General features: G+C 72.0%; 13 protein-coding genes and 1 riboswitch. Of the genes, 12 read left to right on the top strand and 1 reads right to left on the bottom strand.

Features of this window, described 5'->3' with window-relative positions; translation table 11 throughout:
- Positions 1-165: 165 nt before the first annotated feature.
- The 5 genes from ACF07B_RS14915 to ACF07B_RS14895 all read left to right on the top strand — a co-directional run bounded on the left by ACF07B_RS14915 (position 166) and on the right by ACF07B_RS14895 (position 5,383).
- Positions 166-759: a hypothetical protein gene (locus ACF07B_RS14915; protein WP_392179257.1), complete on the top strand. Its 594-nt coding sequence runs from the start codon at positions 166-168 to the stop codon at positions 757-759.
- A gap of 38 nt (positions 760-797) precedes the next feature.
- Positions 798-2,282 (top strand): protein kinase, encoded by a 1,485-nt coding sequence (locus ACF07B_RS14910; RefSeq protein ID WP_392179528.1) that lies wholly within the window; start codon positions 798-800, stop codon positions 2,280-2,282.
- A 189-nt stretch (positions 2,283-2,471) separates the two neighbouring features.
- Complete coding sequence (locus tag ACF07B_RS14905; RefSeq protein WP_392179256.1) at positions 2,472-3,299, top strand: glycoside hydrolase domain-containing protein; 828 nt, start codon at positions 2,472-2,474, stop codon at positions 3,297-3,299.
- A 232-nt stretch (positions 3,300-3,531) separates the two neighbouring features.
- Positions 3,532-4,191 carry a SurA N-terminal domain-containing protein gene (locus ACF07B_RS14900; RefSeq protein ID WP_369484864.1) on the top strand — a complete coding sequence of 220 codons (660 nt, stop codon included), beginning with the start codon at positions 3,532-3,534 and terminating at the stop codon, positions 4,189-4,191.
- 205 nt (positions 4,192-4,396) lie between these two features.
- A complete protein-coding gene (locus ACF07B_RS14895; RefSeq protein WP_392179527.1) occupies positions 4,397-5,383 on the top strand; it encodes a nucleoside triphosphate pyrophosphohydrolase in 987 nt (328 codons plus the stop codon).
- A 79-nt stretch (positions 5,384-5,462) separates the two neighbouring features.
- Here the strand turns inward: ACF07B_RS14895 and ACF07B_RS14890 are convergent, their stop codons facing one another.
- Entirely contained in the window at positions 5,463-6,638 is a 1,176-nt protein-coding gene (locus tag ACF07B_RS14890) for a globin domain-containing protein (RefSeq protein WP_392179255.1), read from the bottom strand.
- A gap of 202 nt (positions 6,639-6,840) precedes the next feature.
- Between ACF07B_RS14890 and ACF07B_RS14885 the strand changes: the two genes are divergently transcribed.
- The 7 genes from ACF07B_RS14885 to ACF07B_RS14855 all read left to right on the top strand — a co-directional run bounded on the left by ACF07B_RS14885 (position 6,841) and on the right by ACF07B_RS14855 (position 14,291).
- Positions 6,841-8,112 (top strand): cytochrome P450, encoded by a 1,272-nt coding sequence (locus ACF07B_RS14885; protein ID WP_392179254.1) that lies wholly within the window; start codon positions 6,841-6,843, stop codon positions 8,110-8,112.
- Between the two features lie 314 nt (positions 8,113-8,426).
- Positions 8,427-9,296: a transglycosylase family protein gene (locus tag ACF07B_RS14880; protein ID WP_392179253.1), complete on the top strand. Its 870-nt coding sequence runs from the start codon at positions 8,427-8,429 to the stop codon at positions 9,294-9,296.
- A gap of 183 nt (positions 9,297-9,479) precedes the next feature.
- Positions 9,480-9,673: riboswitch (cyclic di-AMP (ydaO/yuaA leader) on the top strand.
- A gap of 4 nt (positions 9,674-9,677) precedes the next feature.
- The gene (locus ACF07B_RS14875) at positions 9,678-10,376 is read left to right on the top strand and encodes a transglycosylase family protein (protein WP_369484860.1); all 699 of its coding nucleotides are present in this window, start codon (positions 9,678-9,680) and stop codon (positions 10,374-10,376) included.
- Between the two features lie 373 nt (positions 10,377-10,749).
- A complete protein-coding gene (eno, locus tag ACF07B_RS14870; protein WP_362405011.1) occupies positions 10,750-12,036 on the top strand; it encodes a phosphopyruvate hydratase in 1,287 nt (428 codons plus the stop codon).
- 120 nt (positions 12,037-12,156) lie between these two features.
- Positions 12,157-12,633 carry a septum formation initiator family protein gene (locus ACF07B_RS14865; RefSeq protein ID WP_392179252.1) on the top strand — a complete coding sequence of 159 codons (477 nt, stop codon included), beginning with the start codon at positions 12,157-12,159 and terminating at the stop codon, positions 12,631-12,633.
- A gap of 39 nt (positions 12,634-12,672) precedes the next feature.
- Positions 12,673-13,314: a DUF501 domain-containing protein gene (locus tag ACF07B_RS14860; RefSeq protein WP_392179251.1), complete on the top strand. Its 642-nt coding sequence runs from the start codon at positions 12,673-12,675 to the stop codon at positions 13,312-13,314.
- Entirely contained in the window at positions 13,311-14,291 is a 981-nt protein-coding gene (locus tag ACF07B_RS14855; protein WP_392179250.1) for an exopolyphosphatase, read from the top strand. Before ACF07B_RS14860 ends, ACF07B_RS14855 begins: the two co-directional genes overlap by 4 nt.
- The last annotated feature ends 336 nt before the right edge of the window (positions 14,292-14,627 follow it).

Here is a 14,627-nt window from a genome sequence, read left to right as displayed (position 1 = left end):
CGCCGCGGGGCCTCCCGGGATGTCACCTCGATGTCACTCCCGACGTCACCTGCGGTGTCGTACGAGGTGACCTGCGCGACAACGGTTCCGTACAACCCGGGACCGGTCGTCCGTGTCGGCCTATACGCTCGAACTCCGACATCGAACACAGGCCCGGGAGCAGTCATGTACGGCCACGACGGGGCGCCGCCCGCCCGCAGCGCGGGAACCGTCATCACGTTGCGTGTGCTGTTCGCCGCCGCCGCGCTCCTGTCGTGCGGTCTGCTCGCCTGCGTCCCGCTGTTCCGGGTGGCGATCCAGCGGGGGCGGTGGTTCGACTGGACGGCGGCCTGGGTGTCGCTGCCGGTGTCCATCGGCGCGCTCATGATCGTCGGCACGGTGCCGGAGAGCGACAGCAGAGGTGATGTCGCGCTGGCCGTGGCCCTGATCCTCGCCGCCGGCAGTGTCGCGTACTACCTGGCCAGCGACATCCGCCTCCACCACGAGGGCCGGCGGGCCCTGGGCTACGCGCCGCCGCACACGGGGACCACCCACGGACCGTACGGCCCTCCGCGGCCCGCGCCGCCGTACCCCGGTGTCCTCGGACCGCAGCCTCCCGTCCCGCAGGCGTACCCGCCGAGCACGCCGATGCCCCAGACCCCGCCGCGGCGCGCCACGCCCGCGCGGATCGACCAGGTGCGCGCCGAGCTCGACGAACTCAGCGACTACCTGCGCCGGCACGGGGACCGGCGCGAGGGCGACCACGAGGGCGGACGGTGACCGCGGAGGCCGGACGCGTCGTCGCCGGGCGGTACGAACTGGCCACGCTCATCGGGCAGGGCGGCATGGGCCAGGTCTGGACGGCCTACGACCAGCGGCTCGACCGGCGCGTCGCGGTGAAGCTGCTGCGTCCCGACAAGGTCGTCGGCCAGGAGGCCGACGACCTGCGCCGCCGCTTCGCGCGCGAGTGCCGGGTGACCGCCCAGGTCGACCACCCCGGCCTGGTCACCGTGCACGACGCGGGCAGCGAGGGCGAGGAGCTGTTCCTCGTCATGCAGTACGTCGACGGCGCCGACCTCTCCGATCACCTCGCCGAACACGACCCCTACCCGTGGCCGTGGTCGGTCGCGGTCGCCGCGCAACTGTGCGCCGTGCTGAGCGCCGTGCACTCCGTGCCGATCGTCCACCGCGACCTCAAGCCGCGCAATGTGATGGTGAAGCAGGACGGCACGGTGACCGTCCTCGACCTCGGCGTCGCCTCCGTCATGGACACCGACACGACCCGCCTCACGCACACCGGCTCCCCCATCGGCTCACCCGCCTACATGGCCCCCGAGCAGGCGATGGGCGGCGCGGTGGGCCCGTACACCGACCTGTACGCGCTCGGTGTGCTGATGCACGAACTCCTCAGCGGCGACGTGCCGTTCACGGGCTCGACGGCGCTCGGCGTGCTGCACCGGCACCTGTACGAACCGCCGCTGCCCGTACGCCGGCTGCGCCCCGAGATCCCCGAGGCGCTGGAGGGCCTGGTCCTGCGCCTGCTCGCGAAGGACCCGCAGCACCGGCCCGCCTCCGCGCAGGAGGTGTACGAGCACCTGGTGCCGCTGCTGCCCGCGCGCGGAACCCCCACCGGGGCGCCACTGGACCCCACACGCCCCTTCCTGCGCCCGCACGCCCCCTGGCCGGACCGCGCGCGCACGCCCGCGCCCCGGCCCGCCCCCGTCGCGCGGGCCGCCGGGAAGACCGATGTCGCCGGTGCCGTCGACGAGGTGAAGCGCCTTCTGGGCGAGGGCCGCATCACCCAGGCCGTCGACGTCCTCGGCGCGATCCTGCCCACCGCCGCACGGCAGCACGGCGAGCACTCCCCGGTCGTCCGCACCCTGCGCAAGCAGTACGCGGCCACGCTCATGGACGACGGCCAGTACCGGCGCGCGCTGCCCGAACTGCGCCGCCTCGCCGACGAGCGCGCCGCCGAGGCCGGCCCGGCCGACCCCCAGTCCCTGCGCCATCGCTACGAATCCGCCCAGTGCCTGGAGCAGTTGGGCGACCCGGCGGCGGCGCTCGCCGAGTACCGCGCGCTGCTGCCGTACTACGAGAACCAGTACGTGGCCGACGACCCGGAACTCGCCTTCGACGTCCGGCGCCGCATCGGCCACCTGCTGCTGGCGCTCGGCGACCACGCCGCCGCCCGCGACACACTGGCCCGGCTGCTGCACGACGTGGAGCGGCTGCACGGCCCCGGACACCCGCTCGCGGCCGAGATCCGGCGGACATTGCAGTGGCTGGGCCAGGTACGTGGCTAGGCCCGGTCCTGGTCTTTTTGCCGTGCCCTGAGAGGATCTTGTGACTCCCGAGGGGCTTTCTTTCCCGAACAGGCATGCGCGGCTGGTTAGGTTGCGCCTGTTTCCTGCCGCGCGCGCCTCGCCGCGCGCCGCGCGCGCTGTCATCGCACAACCGGCCGGCACCACCGGCACAACCAGGGGTGGGTTCACATGTCCGACCATCGTCAGTCGAGGAAGCGCCGGTACATCGCCTGGGGGGTGGCCGGTGCCGCCGTCGTCGCCGGCGCCGGTGTCGCCGCGCAGACCTCCATGGCCGCCACGACCTGGCCCGCCCAGAAGACCTACACGGGCCGTGCCTTCGACACCTGCGCGGCGCCCTCGCTCACCGCGATGAAGGCCTGGCACACCGGCTTCTACGGAGCCGCCGCCGTGTACATCGGCGGCAAGAACCGCGGATGCGCCCAGCCCAACCTCACCGCGTCCTGGGTCAAGTCGGTCAGCACGCTGGGCTGGAAGCTCATCCCGCTGTACGTCGGCGCCCAGCCGTCCTGCCAGACCGGGAGCAGCCCCGAGAAGATCACCGCCGCGACCGCGGCGTCGCTCGGCGCGGCCGACGGAGCGGACGCGGTCGCCAAGGCCTCCGCCCTGGGGATGAAGGCCGGCAGCCCGGTCTACCTCGACATGGAGTCCTACGACATCACGAACAAGGCGTGCAACGACGCCGTGCTGACGTACGTGCGCTCCTTCGACAAGGCCCTGCGCGCCAAGACGTACCGCTCCGGGTACTACGGCTTCACCAGCTCCAGCGCCAAGGCCGTCGCGACCGCGGCCGACAGGACGGACCTGCCGGGCAACCTCTGGTACGCGCTGTGGGACAAGAAGAACACCACGACCACCGACTGGCCGTGGGGCGCCACCCAGTTCACCGGCCACAGCCGCGCCCACCAGTACATGGTCAACAGCAAGGAGACCATCGGCGGCGTCACGATCACCGTGGACCGCGACGCCTGGGACGCGCCGGTCGCCATCACCGGCTGACGCGCGGACGGTCGCGGGAGGGGACGGAGACGCCCGGCCGGCCGGATTCCCGGCCGGTCCTGGTCACTCGTACGGGCGGACCGTGGCCGTTCCGCGAGGCGGGGAACCGCCGGCGGTGCCTGAAGTCGTCGTGAATCGTTGGTCGAATGGCTGGCCGAGAGGCTGGCCACTGCCTACCATCGATCACCGCAAGACTTTGTGCACCGTCGCACAATCTCCTCGGGAGGCTTCCTTGCACCGCCGCCGTCGCACCGCGCTCGTCCTCTCCGCCGCGATCGTCGCCGCGGCCCCTGTGCTCACCGGGTGCGGCAGCGATGCCCATCCGGGCGCGGCGGCCGTCGTCGGCGACAGCCGCATCACCGTCGCGCAGCTGGAGGGCCGGGTCGACGAGGTGCGCTCGGCGCAGCGGGCCGCCAGCAAGGACGACGCCCAGTACGCGCAGGTCGTCGCGAGCACCGGCACCCTCACCCGCGACACCCTGCACAGCATGGTCCTGGACCGGGTGCTGGACCGGGCGGCCGAGAACGCCGGCGTGAAGGTCACCCGCAAGGACTCGCAGCAGATGCGATCGGCGCTCGAACAGCAGGCGGGCGGCCCGAAGGCGCTGGAGACGGCCTGGCTGTCGAACTACGGCGTGGCGCCCAAGCGCCTCGACGACAGCCTGCGCACCGAGATCGAGGCCCGCAAGCTCGCCGCCGCGCTCGGCGTCGACATGAACACCACCGACGGCAAGGCAGCCTTCTGGAAGGCGATGTCCACCGCCTCCAAGCAGCTCCATGTCGACCTGAACCCGCGGTACGGCACCTGGGACGTCCAGAAGAGCAGCCGCGTCGACGCGAAGACGCCGTGGGTGCGTGAGGTCTCCGCGGCGCCGACCCCGCAGCCCGCTTAGGCCGTCGCCGCGGGTCCGCGGATCTGCGGGCCTCCGCGTCGCCGGAGCCCGGGGGCACCAGCGTCGCCGGGCCCTGTGGACACCCGCGTCCCCGGGGCCTGTGGACAACTCCGGGGGTGTCGGCGGCGTGGGTTACGTTCGAGGGGTGAACGCAACCAGTGAACCGACGGGGGCCGCTCAGGGCGGCGAGCGGACCGCGGCCGATGTGACCGCCGACGGCACGGGCGCCGCCGATCCCGGCCGCATCGTCCTGCTCACCACCAGCCACCGCGTGGCGCCCGGCCTGCTGTCCTGGCCGGCCTGGCAGGCGCTGCACGGCGCGGACCGGGTGCTGTGCTCGGACGGCGCGCACCCGCAGGTGCCGTATCTGCGCGAGGCGGGCATCGGGGTCGACGAGGAGTCACCGACCGCGCGGGAACTGGTCGACGCGTGCGCCGGCGGCCACTCGGTGGTCGTCGTCGCCACCGGCGAGGGCGAACCCCGGCTCACCGACGGTCTGGCCCGCCTGGCGGGTTCCGGCCGCATACGGATGCCGGACCTGGAACTGCTGCCCGCCTCGTACGACCTGCCGGGCGCGCGTCTGCTCGACCTCGTCCAGGTGATGGACCGCATCCGCGCCGAGTGCCCCTGGTCCTCCCGGCAGACGCACGAGGGCCTGGCGAAGTACGGCCTGGAGGAGGCGTACGAACTGGTCGAGGCCATCGAGGAGGGTGACCGGGACGAACTGCGGGAGGAACTCGGCGACGTCCTGCTCCAGGTCGTGTTCCACTCCCGGATCGCCGAGGACGACACGGAGGCTCCGTTCTCGATCGACGACGTGGCCGGCGGCATCGTCGCCAAGCTGATCCACCGGCACCCGCACGTCTTCGGCGACGAGACGGCCACGACGCCCGAGGAGGTCAAGGAGCACTGGCTGCGCACCAAGGCCGTGGAGAAGCGGCGCACCTCCGTCACCGAGGGCGTCCCGCTCGGCCAGGCGGGCCTGGCCCTGTCGGCCAAGCTGTCGTCCCGGGCGCGCGCGGCGGGACTCGACGTTCCGCTGCCCGAGGGCGAGGGCGTCGGATACGAACTGCTGGCGATGGCCGTCCGTGCCGAGGCCGAGGGCGTCGACCCCGAGGCGGCGCTGCGCGCGGCGGCACGGACGTACCGCGACGCGATCCGCAGGGTGGAGGAGAGCGGCGGGGCGGGCTGACGGGCTCCCCGCCGGGGTGACGGCACCCGGGTCGGGTCCGGGGTGAGGCGAGGCCCGGGGCGCGGCCCGTCGGTCCGGGTCACGGTCCGGGGCTGCGGCCCGCCGGGTTGTGCCAGGCGGGCGGGGGGCGGTCGAGAAGCCACTGGGCCGCGCCCACCGGGCGGGGTCGGCTCTCCCCGGTCGGCGGCAGCGGGTCGTGGAAGACCCGGTCGGCCGGTGTTCCGAGAGCGCGAAGCGCGTCGCCGGTCTCCTCGACGAGATCGGGCGGACCGGCGAGATAGACGTCGTGCCGGGCCCAGCCGGCCCGGTTGCCCAGCGCGGTGAGCAGTCGTTCGGTCGCCTGGACCTTGGGGCGGCCGGGCGCCGGGGTGATGTAGGTGACGGCCAGCCGGGGGAGCGTGGCGCGCAGGCGTTCGACGGCCGGCCGTCCGTAGAGGTGCGCGATGTCGCGGGCCACGAGGAACAGACGGGCCTCGTGGGCGGCGTCGAGCTGTTCCAGCAGGGCCTTCACCGGTGCCCAGCCCGTGCCGGCCGCGATCAGCGTGAGGGGCCGGTCGGTGGGCGTCCGCAGGGTGAGGGCGCCGCCGGGCGGGCCCAGCCGCAGCACGTCGCCCACCCGGGTCCGCCGGACGAGGGCCGTGGAGAGCGTGCCGCCCTCGACGCGGCTGACGTGGAGGTCGACGGTGCGGTCGGCGCGCGGCGCGTTGGCGAGGGAGTAGGGGCGCCAGACCCGAGGCAGATGGGGCACGCAGACACTGACGTACTGACCGGGGGAGTAGGTGAGCCGTTGCCGAGGCCGCAGGGTGAGGACGGCGAGGTCGTCGCCGTGCCGGGTGAGGGAGACGACCTCGGCGTCCCACCAGAGCGGCTCGCCGTGATGCCGGGCCTCACCGGCGCCCTCCAGCATGCACTGGGCGATCACCCCGTACGCGGCGGTCCAGGCCTTCTCGGTCTCGGGGCTCCAGGCCGAGCCCGCGACGACCGCGAACGCGGCGATCAGACTCTCCCCCACGGCCGCGTAGTGCCCGGGCCGGGTCAGGTACTTGCGGTGGTCGCGGCCCAGACTCCGCAGATACCGGGGCAGGTCCGGATCCTCCAGCCTGTCCATCACGAAGGTGAGCGCCGCGAAGAGCCGGTCCCGCTGCCGTTCCATGTCCCGGGCGAGATCCGCCGGGAACAGCGCGCGGAGCTCCGGGTTGTGGCGGAAGAGGTGCGAGTAGAAGTACTTGACCGCGAACTCGGCCCGTCGTTCCACGACCGCGAAGCTGGATCTGAGTATTTCGGGGTCCACGGCAGGAAGTAGGAAGGTGCCGGGCGCCGAGGTCAAACAGCCGGCCATGTCCGGACGGTCCGGGGCGAACCGGGCGGCAGGGGCTCTCCGCGCCGCCGCGCGCGACGGGGGGCGTCCGGTCGCCGGGCGGCCGGGGGGCGCCGCCTCCTGCGGATACGGTCGAGGAGTGACCGAGTACGAAGCCTCCGCCAGCGCCGCCCCCGAACTCTTCACCTGGGAGTTCGCCACCGACCCCTACCCGGCCTACGCCTGGCTCAGGGAGAACGCGCCCGTGCACCGCACCCGGCTGCCCAGCGGGGTGGAGGCCTGGCTCGTCACGCGGTACGCCGACGCCAGACAGACGCTCGCCGACCAGCGGCTGTCCAAGAATCCCGCGCATCACGACGAGCCCGCGCACGCGAGGGGCCGGACCGGGATCCCCGGGGAGCGCAAGGCCGAGCTCATGACGCATCTGCTGAACATCGACCCGCCGGACCACACCCGGCTGCGGCGGCTCGTCAGCAAGGCGTTCACGCCGCGGCGCGTGGCCGAGTTCGCCCCGCGGGTGCAGGAGCTGACGGATCAGCTCATCGCCGGGTTCGCGGCCCGGGGTTCCGCGGACCTCATCCACGAGTTCGCCTTCCCGCTCCCCATCTACGCCATCTGCGACCTGCTCGGCGTCCCGCGCGAGGACCAGGACGACTTCCGGGACTGGGCGGGCATGATGATCCGGCACGGCGGCGGGCCGAGGGGCGGGGTCGCCCGGTCCGTGAAGAAGATGCGCGCGTATCTCGCCGAGCTCATCCACCGCAAGCGTGAGGCGCTGACCGCGGAGCCCGCACCGGGCGAGGACCTCATCTCCGGGCTCATCCGCGCCTCCGACCACGGCGAGCACCTCACCGAGAACGAGGCCGCCGCCATGGCCTTCATCCTGCTCTTCGCCGGGTTCGAGACCACGGTCAATCTCATCGGGAACGGGATGCACGCCCTGCTCACCCATCCCGGGCAGCGGGAGCGTCTCCAGGCCTCCCTCGCGGCCGGGGAGCACGGGCTGCTGGAGACGGGTGTCGAGGAACTCCTGCGCTACGACGGCCCCGTGGAACTGGCCACCTGGCGGTTCGCCACCGAGGACGTGCGGATCGGCGGGCAGGACATCGCGGCCGGCGACCCCGTGCTCGTGGTGCTCGCGGCCGCGGACCGTGACCCCGAACGTTTCGAACAGCCGGACACGCTCGATCTCGCACGACGTGACCTTCAGCACTTGGGCTACGGCCACGGCATCCACTACTGCCTGGGCGCGCCGCTCGCCCGGCTGGAGGGCCAGACCGCGCTCGGTACGCTCCTCGGCCGACTGCCGGACATCCAACTCGCCGGAGAATCGGCCGATTTGCGCTGGCGTGGAGGTCTCATTATGCGTGGATTGCGCACACTTCCGGTGGAGTTCACCCCGGTCAAATAGGCCTGGACCGGCCCATCGGTGACCCTTCGGCATCCTCGCCGAAGGGGTTCTTCCGCATACCGGAAGGAGTGCCCTTGCGGCTAGCGGAACATGATGCTCCATCAAATCTGTGATCTTCGCGTGATCTGTACTGCATCGACTTGTAACCAGCGTTCGAGTGCGACTACCTTCACCCATCAACGCGGCGCCTGCGCTTCTTGGTTCACAGGGGCCGCGGTATTCCCCGCTGTCACTCGAAAGGCCTTCGTATGCTCTCCGGGAACGGCCGTCACCGTCGCCCTCGTCAGGCCCCGGCACTCATCGTCGCCGCAGGGGTGACCGGATCGGCGATCGTCATCCCGCTGCTCGCGGCGGCGAGCGCGAGTGCGGCCGACGGAACCACCTGGGACCGGGTGGCACAGTGCGAGAGCGGTGGCGCGTGGAGCGCCGACCAGAGCAACGGGTACTACGGCGGCCTTCAGCTCGACCAGGAGAACTGGGAGGCGCACGGCGGCCTCGACTACGCCCCGAGGGCGGACCAGGCCAGCCGCTCGCAGCAGATAGCCGTCGCCGAGAAGGTGCTCGCCGCCAAGGGCCTCGCGGCCTGGCCGACCTGTGGGCCGCTCTCGGGTCTCAGCAAGGACTCGGCCGGCGTCAGCGTCGACACGGGCGTGGCCGGCGATTCCTCGAACGGCGAGGACGAGTCCGGTTCGTATGTTTCGTCCGGCCTGGCGACGGCGCCCAGTGCGTCACCTTCGGATGATTCGTCTGCTTCGTCCGGTTCTGATGACTCCTCGGACGCGGCCGGCAGTACCGCGGAGCCCAGCGCCTCGCAGAGCTCCGACGGCTCGGACACGGCGACCGGCAAGGGTGGCGAATCGGCCAAGCCGGGCCAGAAGGAGGCTTCTTCGAGCCCCTCCGACGCCCCGAGCACCGGCACCGGGCGGCACCGCGGCGGGGATGCCGCGGAGAGCGCGACCGGCCGCGCCGACAGCACCGCCGGGCGGCATGCCGCGAGCGCCGCCGAGGACACCGCGTACGTCGCGGACGTCATCGACAACCTCTGGAAGGTTTCCGACGAGCTGGGCCTCGACGGCGGCTGGGCCGACCTGCCCGCCGCGGACACGGCGCCGACCGACAGCGGTCCCGGCCTCGTCGTACCTGGTCGGAGCATTGCGGACACGGCCGAAACGGTGCAAAAGTAGCGGGAGTTCGCGTCATGGTTCGCTGTGGAATGTCCCATTTGGCGCAAGTGAGAGATGGGTCTCAGAAGCCCTGATCGTCTTTGAATTTCCGGCGATCGACTGCTTACGGTCGTGACCGCTCGCCACAGCGGGCTCCGACGGTCGCAACGCCGAATCCTGCCAGCGGCCGTACGGGAACAGTCGTCGCGTCATGCGCCGTAGGCAGGAGCGGGGGACCCAAGGTAAGTGCCGGGCCCGGGAGTTGAGAGACACCCGGGAACGGCTTGGGGTGAAGCCGCGTGCCGGACGTCCTGGAGACAGGACCGAAGGAACGCGGCCGGGCAACTCAACCGGCCCGAACCCGACAGCTCACCTCGCAGGCGTCGGTGAGGGGATCTCTCCATGCTGTTCTCCAGCAAGGGCAAGCACCGCCGCCCGAACAAGGCCACCCGCGTCGCCACGCTCGCCGGTGTCACCGGCGTCGCCATCGCCGCTCCGCTGATGGCGGCCGGCAACGCCTCCGCCGCCACCGCCTCCGAGTGGGACGCCGTCGCCCAGTGCGAGGCCGGCGGCAACTGGTCGATCAACACCGGCAACGGCTACTACGGCGGACTCCAGTTCTCGTCCTCCACCTGGGCCGCGTACGGCGGCACCGCCTACGCCTCCACCGCCGACCAGGCCTCGAAGTCGCAGCAGATCGCCATCGGCGAGAAGGTCCTCGCCGGACAGGGCAAGGGCGCCTGGCCGACCTGCGGCGTGGGCCTGTCGAGCGCCGCGTACGGCGGCGGCTCCGCCCCGGCGGCCCCCTCGGCCCCCTCCACGTCCAGCGGCTCGCAGAGCGCCCCCGCCACCCGGACGACGGAGCAGCCCGCCTCCCGTTCCGCGGAGCGCCCCGCCGCCCAGAAGACCGTCACCACCCCGACCGGCAAGAAGGTCAAGAAGGGTGACGGCGAGTACAAGGTCGTCAAGGGCGACACCCTCAGCTCGATCGCCGAGAAGAAGCACGTCAAGGGCGGCTGGCAGAAGCTGTTCAAGCTGAACAAGGACATCGTCGCCGACGCCGACTTCATCTACCCGGGCCAGCAGCTGCACCTGCGCTGAGTGCCGCGGCGCGCCGGTGCCGTGTGGTCGCCTTCGGCGGAGGGCGACCATCTCTCGGGCGGCGCGCGCTCGCTCCCGGGCCGGATTCCGGCTCGCGTACGAGACGCACGACAGTTCCCCTTCCGAACCGGGTCTTTTTGGGAAAGGCCCGGTGAGGGTCCCCGTCCCCACGGGCTCCCCGCTCCGGCGCGTGTTCCCCCGCACGCGCCGGAGCGGGGTTTTTCATTTCCTTTTTTGTTCCGTTCAGGAACAATGTGTACGCTCGGTTCCGCTCAAGGGGTGGTCGATCGGCTGGCCGATCCCCGTGGGCCGGTTAGGCTCATCCCGCAGGGCTGCCGAGTCCTGCGTACCCGCGTCACATCCCAATAAGGAGATGCTCGTGCCGTCCATCGACGTCGTCGTAGCCCGGGAAATCCTGGACTCCCGAGGCAACCCCACGGTCGAGGTCGAGGTCGGCCTCGACGACGGCAGCACGGGTCGTGCCGCCGTTCCGTCCGGCGCCTCCACCGGAGCCTTCGAGGCCATCGAGCTTCGCGACGGTGACCCCAACCGCTACCAGGGCAAGGGTGTCGAGAAGGCCGTCCTCGCCGTCATCGAGCAGATCGGCCCGGAGCTCGTCGGCTACGACGCCACCGAGCAGCGCCTGATCGACCAGGCGATGTTCGACCTGGACGCCACCGACAACAAGGGCTCGCTCGGCGCCAACGCCATCCTCGGCGTCTCGCTCGCCGTCGCGCACGCCGCTTCCGAGGCGTCCGACCTGCCGCTCTTCCGCTACCTGGGCGGCCCGAACGCGCACCTGCTGCCCGTTCCGATGATGAACATCCTGAACGGCGGCTCGCACGCCGACTCCAACGTGGACATCCAGGAGTTCATGATCGCCCCGATCGGCGCGGAGTCCTTCTCCGAGGCCCTGCGCTGGGGCGCCGAGGTCTACCACACCCTCAAGAAGGTGCTGAAGACCAAGGGTCTGTCCACCGGCCTCGGCGACGAGGGCGGCTTCGCCCCGAACCTGGAGTCCAACCGCGCCGCCCTCGACCTCATCCTCGAGGCCATCAAGGAGGCCGGTTACACCCCCGGCGAGCAGATCGCCCTCGCCCTCGACGTCGCCGCCTCCGAGTTCTACAAGGACGGCGTCTACACCTTCGAGGGCAAGGAGCGCTCCGCCGCCGAGATGACCGAGTACTACGCCGAGCTCGTCGCGGCGTACCCGCTCGTCTCCATCGAGGACCCGCTGTACGAGGACGACTGGGCCGGCTGGAAGGTCATCACCGACCAGCTGGGCGACAAGGTCCAGATCGTCGGCGACGACCTCTTCGTCACCAACCCGGAGCGCCTGGCCCGCGGCATCGAGGAGGGCTCCGCCAACGCCCTGCTCGTCAAGGTCAACCAGATCGGCTCGCTGACCGAGACCCTGGACGCCGTCGAGCTGGCCCAGCGCAACGGCTTCAAGTGCATGATGTCCCACCGCTCCGGCGAGACCGAGGACGTCACCATCGCCGACCTCGCGGTCGCCGTGAACTGCGGTCAGATCAAGACCGGCGCCCCGGCCCGCTCGGACCGTGTCGCCAAGTACAACCAGCTCCTGCGCATCGAGGAGATCCTCGACGACGCCGCGGTGTACGCCGGCCGCAGCGCCTTCCCGCGCTTCAAGGGCTGAGCCCCCGCACGGCTCAGGCAGCGTCCTCCGTACGTCCCCGTACCCGGTCCCGTACCGTGTGCGGGGACGTACGCACGTGACGGGCCTCTACGACGGGCCGGTACTGGGGAGGCGGGAATCATGGCCGTGAAGGACCGGGACCGGTTCTCCACCTCGACCAGGCTGAAGCTGCTCGGCGAGCAGACGGCGGCCAGGGTCTACCGCTCCCAGACCAAGCGGCAGGCGCGCCGCTCCCGGCTGACCGGCCGGGCCGCGCTGCTGGCCATGGTCCTGTGCTCCCTCATCGTCGCCCTCGCGTACCCGATGCGGCAGTACGTCTCGCAGCGCGCCCAGATCGGCGACGTGGAGCGGCAGCGGGAGCAGGCCCGCCAGCGGGTCGAGCAGCTGCGCGACCTCAAGGCGCGCTGGCAGGACGACGCGTTCGCCGAGCAGCAGATCCGGCAGCGGCTGCACTATGTGATGCCGGGAGAGACCGGGTACGTCGTGATCGACCCGGACGCCGCGAAGCAGTCCCGTGCCGAACGGGGCACCGCAGACCGCCCCTGGTACACCAATGTCTGGGACGGCGTGGACAAGTCCGACGCCGCCGACCACTGACGCCCCATGAACTGACCAGAAAGACACGTGACTCACGGCATGGAAACGCCACCGCCCACCACCCCGCGCACCGAGCCCACCGACGCCGACGTCGAGGCCTTCAAGCAGCAGCTCGGACGGCCCCCGCGCGGGCTGCGCGCGATCGTGCACCGCTGCCCCTGCGGCCAGCCGGACGTGGTGGAGACGGCGCCCCGCCTCCCCGACGGGACGCCGTTCCCGACCACGTACTACCTGACGTGCCCGCGGGCCGCGTCCGCGATCGGGACGCTGGAGGCCAACGGGGTCATGAAGGAGATGACCGAACGGCTGGCCACCGACCCCGAACTGGCCGCGGCCTACCGCGCCGCCCACGAGGACTACATCGCGCGCCGTGACGCCATCGAGGTCCTTGAGGGCTTCCCGAGCGCGGGCGGCATGCCGGACCGGGTGAAGTGCCTGCACGTCCTGGTGGCGCACTCGCTGGCCGCCGGGCCGGGCGTCAACCCGCTCGGCGACGAGGCCATCGCGATGCTGCCGGAGTGGTGGCGCAAGGGCGCGTGTGTCACCCAGGCCGGACCGCCGGCCGGCGAGGGGCCGAAGGCGGAGGGCTCCGCCGAGTCCACCGGTTCCACGGAGGCCGCCGGTTCCGCCGAGTCCACCGGTTCCACGGAGGCCGCAGGTTCCGCCGAGGACGGCCGGTGACCCGCGTCGCCGCCGTCGACTGCGGTACGAACTCCATCCGGCTCCTGGTGGCCGACGCCGACCCGCGGACGGGCGAACTCACCGACCTGGACCGGCGGATGACCGTCGTCCGGCTGGGCCAGGGCGTCGACCGCACCGGCCGGCTCGCCCCCGAGGCGCTGGAGCGGACCTTCGCCGCCTGCCGCGCGTACGCGGAGGCCATCAAGGAGCACGGCGCCGAGCGGCTGCGCTTCGTCGCCACCTCGGCCTCCCGGGACGCCGAGAACCGGGACGAGTTCGTGCGCGGCGTGCTGGACATCCTCGGCGTCGAGCCGGAGGTCGTCACCGGGGACCAGGAGGCCGAGTTCTCCTTCACCGGCGCGACCAAGGAGCTGGCCGGGCGCGACGACCTCGCCACGCCCTACCTGGTCGTGGACATCGGCGGCGGCTCGACCGAGTTCGTCGTCGGCGCCGAGGGGGTGCGCGCGGCCCGCTCCGTGGACATCGGCTGCGTGCGGATGACGGAACGTCACCTCGTCCGCGACGGTGTTGTCACCGACCCGCCCACGGCCGAACAGGTCGCGGCCATGCGCGCCGACATCGAGGCAGCCCTCGACCTCGCCGAGGAGACGGTCCCGCTGCGCGAGGCGCGCACCCTGGTGGGGCTGGCCGGCTCGGTCACCACGATCGCGGCGATCGCGCTGGACCTCGTCGCGTACGACTCCGAGCGGATCCACCACTCCCGCGTCTCCCGCGCACGCGTCCGCGAGATCACCGAGTGGCTGCTGCGCTCCACCCACGCCGAGCGCGCAGCCGTTCCCTCGATGCACCCGGGCCGGGTGGACGTGATCGGGGCCGGCGCCCTCGTCCTGCTCTCGATCATGGAGCGGTCCGGGGCGGAGGAGGTCGTCGTCAGCGAGCACGACATCCTCGACGGCATCGCCTTCAAGGTCGCCGAGGACGCCGAAGCCGGCGACAGGGCGACCGACGCACGGTGACGCGTCGAGAACGGGCGTGAGACGGCCCCGGCGTCCCTTTTCCGAGGGGGCCGGGGCCGTCGCGGCTCCAGCGGCCGCGCGGGGCTCCTGGAGGCCCTGTCCGGCAGTGCCGTGGGGGTCGTCCGGCGGCGCCGCGGAGGTCGTCCGGCGGTGCCGCGCGGGCGTGGCACTGGTCTCCTTTACTACTGCTCGGTAGCCTCGGCTGAGCGGCTCGGATAGCGTATGAGCGTGCCCGAGGGGGTTCTGGAACCCCTCCGGCGAGGCCCCGTCGAGAAACTTCGTGAAGTTCTTCACAAGGAAAAGGCCCCTGCCGGGCGACGAAGGGGCCACTTGGGC

The organism is Streptomyces sp. NPDC015532, assembly GCF_043078065.1.
In the GTDB taxonomy this organism is placed as follows: Bacteria; Actinomycetota; Actinomycetes; order Streptomycetales; family Streptomycetaceae; genus Streptomyces.
This window is presented reverse-complemented; position numbering and strand designations above follow the sequence as displayed.

Bases quoted from the DNA above. Each gene is read 5' to 3' on its own strand.
- ACF07B_RS14875 (WP_369484860.1), top strand. From the start codon at position 9,678: ATGCTGTTCTCCAGCAAGGGCAAGCACCGCCGCCCGAACAAGGCCACC.
- ACF07B_RS14865 (WP_392179252.1), top strand. From the start codon at position 12,157: ATGGCCGTGAAGGACCGGGACCGGTTCTCCACCTCGACCAGGCTGAAG.
- eno (WP_362405011.1), top strand. From the start codon at position 10,750: ATGCTCGTGCCGTCCATCGACGTCGTCGTAGCCCGGGAAATCCTGGAC.
- ACF07B_RS14915 (WP_392179257.1), top strand. From the start codon at position 166: ATGTACGGCCACGACGGGGCGCCGCCCGCCCGCAGCGCGGGAACCGTC.
- ACF07B_RS14905 (WP_392179256.1), top strand. From the start codon at position 2,472: ATGTCCGACCATCGTCAGTCGAGGAAGCGCCGGTACATCGCCTGGGGG.
- ACF07B_RS14860 (WP_392179251.1), top strand. From the start codon at position 12,673: ATGGAAACGCCACCGCCCACCACCCCGCGCACCGAGCCCACCGACGCC.